The sequence below is a fragment of the Colwellia sp. MB3u-8 genome (assembly GCF_014076985.1).
GTDB lineage: Bacteria > Pseudomonadota > Gammaproteobacteria > Enterobacterales > Alteromonadaceae > Cognaticolwellia.
The window spans coordinates 1-4,688 of sequence record NZ_JACGVA010000025.1; the positions used below are offsets into that span (position 1 = coordinate 1).

Annotated in this window: 3 protein-coding genes; all 3 read left to right on the plus strand. The window is 40.7% G+C overall.

Annotation, left to right across the window (positions count from 1 at the left end; all coding sequences use genetic code 11):
• Positions 1–302: 302 nt before the first annotated feature.
• A complete protein-coding gene (gene dnaK, locus H4J54_RS00185) occupies positions 303–2,225 on the plus strand; it encodes a molecular chaperone DnaK (RefSeq protein WP_182188838.1) in 1,923 nt (640 codons plus the stop codon).
• 329 nt (positions 2,226–2,554) lie between these two features.
• Positions 2,555–3,700, plus strand: a complete 1,146-nt coding sequence (gene dnaJ / locus H4J54_RS00190; protein WP_182188839.1) for a molecular chaperone DnaJ — start codon at positions 2,555–2,557, stop codon at positions 3,698–3,700.
• 320 nt (positions 3,701–4,020) lie between these two features.
• Entirely contained in the window at positions 4,021–4,485 is a 465-nt protein-coding gene (gene rfaH / locus H4J54_RS00195; protein WP_182188840.1) for a transcription/translation regulatory transformer protein RfaH, read from the plus strand.
• The last annotated feature ends 203 nt before the right edge of the window (positions 4,486–4,688 follow it).

A 4,688-nucleotide genomic window follows, 5' to 3' on the forward strand; every position in this document is an offset into this window, starting at 1 on the left:
AATCACTAATCACTAATCACTAATCACTAATTTCTATTTTCTTGTCATGTTCTTGTTATGTTTTACAAATTATAGGTTTTCTAAACACTATGTTTGCATAATCATAGTCTAGCTCTTTACATCTAGTGGTATAGACCGCAAATGCTTAATTGTTAATAATAAAAAGCAGAGCAAATAAAAACGGATGTTTTTTACTTATTTCAACAAAAATAGTTGAAAAAACTTTTTCCTGTCCCCACTTACTGTTCATCGAAAGATTTAATCTTTATTTTTAACGTAATAAGTATTCGGAGATCCTCAAGATGGGCAAAATAATTGGTATTGACCTAGGGACAACAAACTCTTGTGTTGCTGTTCTAGATGGCGGCAAAGCACGTGTAATTGAAAATGCAGAAGGCGATCGTACAACACCTTCAATCATAGCTTACACAGAAGAAGGCGAAACGTTAGTGGGTCAACCTGCTAAACGTCAGTCAGTAACAAACCCTAAAAACACATTGTACGCCATTAAGCGTTTAATTGGTCGTCGTTTCGAAGATGAAGAAGTTCAACGCGATTTAAAAATTATGCCATTTGGTATTGTTAAAGCCGACAACGGTGATGCTTGGGTAACGGCGCGTGATAAAAATATCGCTCCACCACAAGTTTCTGCTGAAGTTTTAGCAAAAATGAAAAAAACAGCAGAAGACTATTTAGGCGAGAAAGTCACTGAAGCCGTTATTACGGTTCCTGCTTACTTTAACGATGCACAACGTCAAGCAACTAAAGATGCGGGTCGTATTGCCGGTCTTGAAGTTAAACGTATCATCAACGAGCCAACTGCTGCTGCCCTTGCTTACGGCATGGACAAGCAAGAAGGCGACAAAGTTGTTGCGGTATACGATTTAGGTGGTGGTACATTTGATATCTCTATCATCGAAATTGATGAAGTTGAAGGCGAGCACACGTTTGAAGTACTAGCGACTAACGGCGACACTCACTTAGGTGGTGAAGATTTTGATAACCGTTTAATCAACTACCTAGTAGCTGAATTCAAAAAAGATCAAGGCATGGATTTAACTACTGATCCTCTTGCTATGCAGCGTTTGAAAGAAGCGGCAGAAAAAGCAAAATGTGAGCTTTCTTCAGCACAACAAACTGATGTAAACTTACCTTACATCACTGCTGACGGTTCAGGCCCTAAGCACATGAACATCAAAGTTACGCGTGCTAAATTAGAGTCTTTAGTTGAAGACATGGTTAAAGCCACTTTAGGTCCGCTTAAACAAGCACTTAAAGATGCTGACCTTTCAATTAGCGACATTAACGACGTTATCATGGTAGGTGGTCAAACACGTATGCCTATGGTACAAAAAGTTGTAACTGAATTCTTTGGTAAAGAACCTCGTAAAGATGTTAACCCTGATGAAGCGGTAGCTGCAGGCGCTGCGATTCAAGCGGGTGTACTTTCTGGTGATGTAACTGACGTATTATTATTAGACGTTACGCCATTATCATTAGGTATTGAGACTATGGGCGGCGTGATGACGAAAGTTATCGAGAAAAACACCACTATCCCAACTAAGCAATCTCAAACATTCTCTACCGCAGACGACAACCAAGCGGCAGTAACAGTGCATGTTGTGCAAGGCGAGCGTAAGCAAGCTTCAGCAAACAAATCTCTTGGTCAATTTAACCTTGAAGGTATTGACGCTGCACCACGTGGCACACCACAAATTGAAGTCACTTTCGATTTAGATGCTGATGGTATCTTGCACGTAACAGCGAAAGATAAGAATACTGGTAAAGAGCAAAAAATCACCATTAAAGCTTCTTCTGGTTTATCAGATGAAGAAGTAGAGCAAATGGTACGTGACGCAGAAGCAAATGCTGACGAAGATGCGAAATTTGAAGAGCTTGTACAAGCTCGTAACCAAGCTGATGGCATGGTTCACGCAACGCGTAAGCAAATTGAAGAAGCAGGCGACGATTTACCAAGCGAAGACAAAGAGAAAATTGAAACAGCATTAGATGAACTTAACGTTGCCATTAAAGGCGATAGTAAAGAAGAAATCGATGCCAAAACTCAAGTGGTTGTCGAAGCTTCAGCTAAGTTAATGGAAATTGCTCAAGCTAAAGCTCAAGCACAAAGTGGCGCACCTGAAGGCGAAGCTCCTGAAGCTGATGCACCAGGCGGCGACGATGTAGTTGACGCTGAGTTTGAAGAAGTTAAAGACGACAAGTAGTTAATTGTTAGCTTGCCACTGTATCGCTCAATAGCCGCGCGAACATGCTCACATACATTGTATGCTTGGCGTGTTCACCTTGCTCTAAAAGGATACAGTGACAACAAAAAATAATTAAATTTTGTGGTTTAGTTAACATAAATTAAAGCGCTGATAGTTATCGGCGCTTTATTATGTAAAGTAAAAACGAAAAATTAATTATTACCTGATGTTAATTTGCTTAGATTTTTAAGGTGTTAAAGTGAACGCTACAGCGTCTAAGAAAGAAGTTAAACAAATTAGTATCCATAAATTTAGTATCCATAAATAGAAGTAAAGAAATCAAACCTATGTCAAAACGCGATTATTATGAAGTGCTTGAAGTGTCTAAAGATGCCGCTGAGCGCGATATCAAAAAAGCTTACAAACGTTTAGCAATGAAATATCACCCAGATAGAACACAAGGTGATAAATCAAAAGAAGAACAGTTTAAAGAAGTTAAAGAAGCTTATGAAATATTAAACGATGATCAAAAGCGTGCGGCGTATGATCAATACGGCCACGCGGCGTTCGAACAAGGCGGTCATGGCGGCGGCGGTGGCGGTTTTGGCGGCGGACAAGATTTCGGTGATGCCTTCGGTGATATTTTTGGTGACATTTTTGGTGGCGGTGGTCGCGGTCGTGGTGGTCAATCTCGCCAACGTCGTGGCTCAGATTTACGCTACAACCTTGACCTTAGTCTTGAAGAAGCGGTTAAAGGTAAGACTTTAGAAATTAAAGTGCCTACCTTTGTAAGTTGTGACCCTTGTGATGGTAGTGGCGCTAAAAAAGGCACCAGTGCGAAAACGTGTTCAACCTGTCATGGCCATGGCCAAGTACAAATGCGTCAAGGCTTGTTTGCTGTGCAACAAACCTGTCCAACCTGTTCTGGCAAAGGTAAGGTTATTACCGACCCTTGTACTTCATGTCGTGGTCAAGGCCGTGTTGAAAAAGAAAAAACCCTATCGGTTAAAATTCCACCGGGTGTTGATACCGGCGATAGAATACGTTTGTCAGGTGAAGGTGAAGCCGGTGAACATGGCGCACCCGCAGGTGATTTATATGTGCAAGCGAATGTTCGAGACCATAAAATATTTGTTCGTGATGAAAATCACTTATTTTGTGAAGTACCGATCAGCTTCACAACGGCTGCGTTAGGTGGCGAGATTGAAGTACCGACACTTGAAGGTAAAGTTAAGCTTAAAATACCGAAAGAAACCCAAACAGGCAAAATGTTCCGTTTGCGTGGCAAAGGTGTCAAGTCAGTACGCAGTCACTCAATTGGCGACTTAATGTGTAAGGTAGTGATTGAAACACCGGTAAGTTTATCGGGCGATCAAGCAGACTTACTACGCCAGTTAGAAGAAAAAATGGGTAAAAGCACCAGCAAGCATAGCCCAAAAGAAACCGGCTTTTTTGACGGTGTGAAAAATTTCTTCGATGATCTTAAAAGCTAAGATAGCTCTAATGTAGCTTGAATATAATTCGAATGTAGCTCGAATATAGCTTAAGCATAGCTAGAACATAGCTCAACACTAAAATCCCGCACTAGGTTGCGGGATTTTTATGTAAATAATGTAGGCTAAATTCAAGCGCTCGAATATTTGCTAATCCACAGCAACATCTGATCTCTAAATGCTAACAATTTTCTATTAACACTTTACCTTATCAACTCATCAGTTATAATACCGACCGCTGTAAAAAAGAACGTTGTAATAACGTCGTAACAGGTTGTTACTCTTGTGTTAATGCAGTTAAAATAAGGATGTAGTCAAGGATGCAAAATTGGTATTTACTCATGTGTAAACCTCGACAAGAAGAGCGTGTTCACACTAACCTAAATAATCAAGGCGTTAGCTCCTTTTATCCCAAGCTCAGCACCGAAAAAATCCTTAAAGGTCGTCGTACCCTTAAGCAAACTGCTTTATTTCCTAATTACCTATTCGTTTGTTTAGACGCAGAAAACGGTCCCTTTGCGGCGGTAAAAAATACCCGCGGCGTGGCTGATTTTGTAAGATGCGGCGCTAAATACCAACCGGTACCCAATGAATTAATACACCAGCTTAAACAAGAACGTGCCGAGAGCAGCGAATCTAGATTACCCAAAACCGGTGAGCTAGTAAGGTTAACTAATGCCTCGTTTAATAACATAGACGCTATATACCAAGAGTCCGACGGCGACGTGCGCAGCATATTGTTAATAAACCTGCTTAATAGGCACTTATTGAATTGCTGGCGCTAGATAAAGACATTGTTATTGTTGATAATTTATCAAACTCTTCAACATTAGTGCTCGCCCGTATTAAATCAATAGCTGACAAGTAGGTAACATTTATTGCAGATGATATATGTGATCGCTAAGCACGAAGGCAAGTAATTGAGCAACGTGACATTGCAGCTGTAGTGGACTTTGGCGGTTTAGGAGCTGTGGGTAAGTCGAGTGTG

Excerpts from the sequence above, each read along its gene's own strand:
- dnaJ (WP_182188839.1), top strand. The coding sequence starts at position 2,555 with ATGTCAAAACGCGATTATTATGAAGTGCTTGAAGTGTCTAAAGATGCC.
- dnaK (WP_182188838.1), top strand. The coding sequence starts at position 303 with ATGGGCAAAATAATTGGTATTGACCTAGGGACAACAAACTCTTGTGTT.
- rfaH (WP_182188840.1), top strand. The coding sequence starts at position 4,021 with ATGCAAAATTGGTATTTACTCATGTGTAAACCTCGACAAGAAGAGCGT.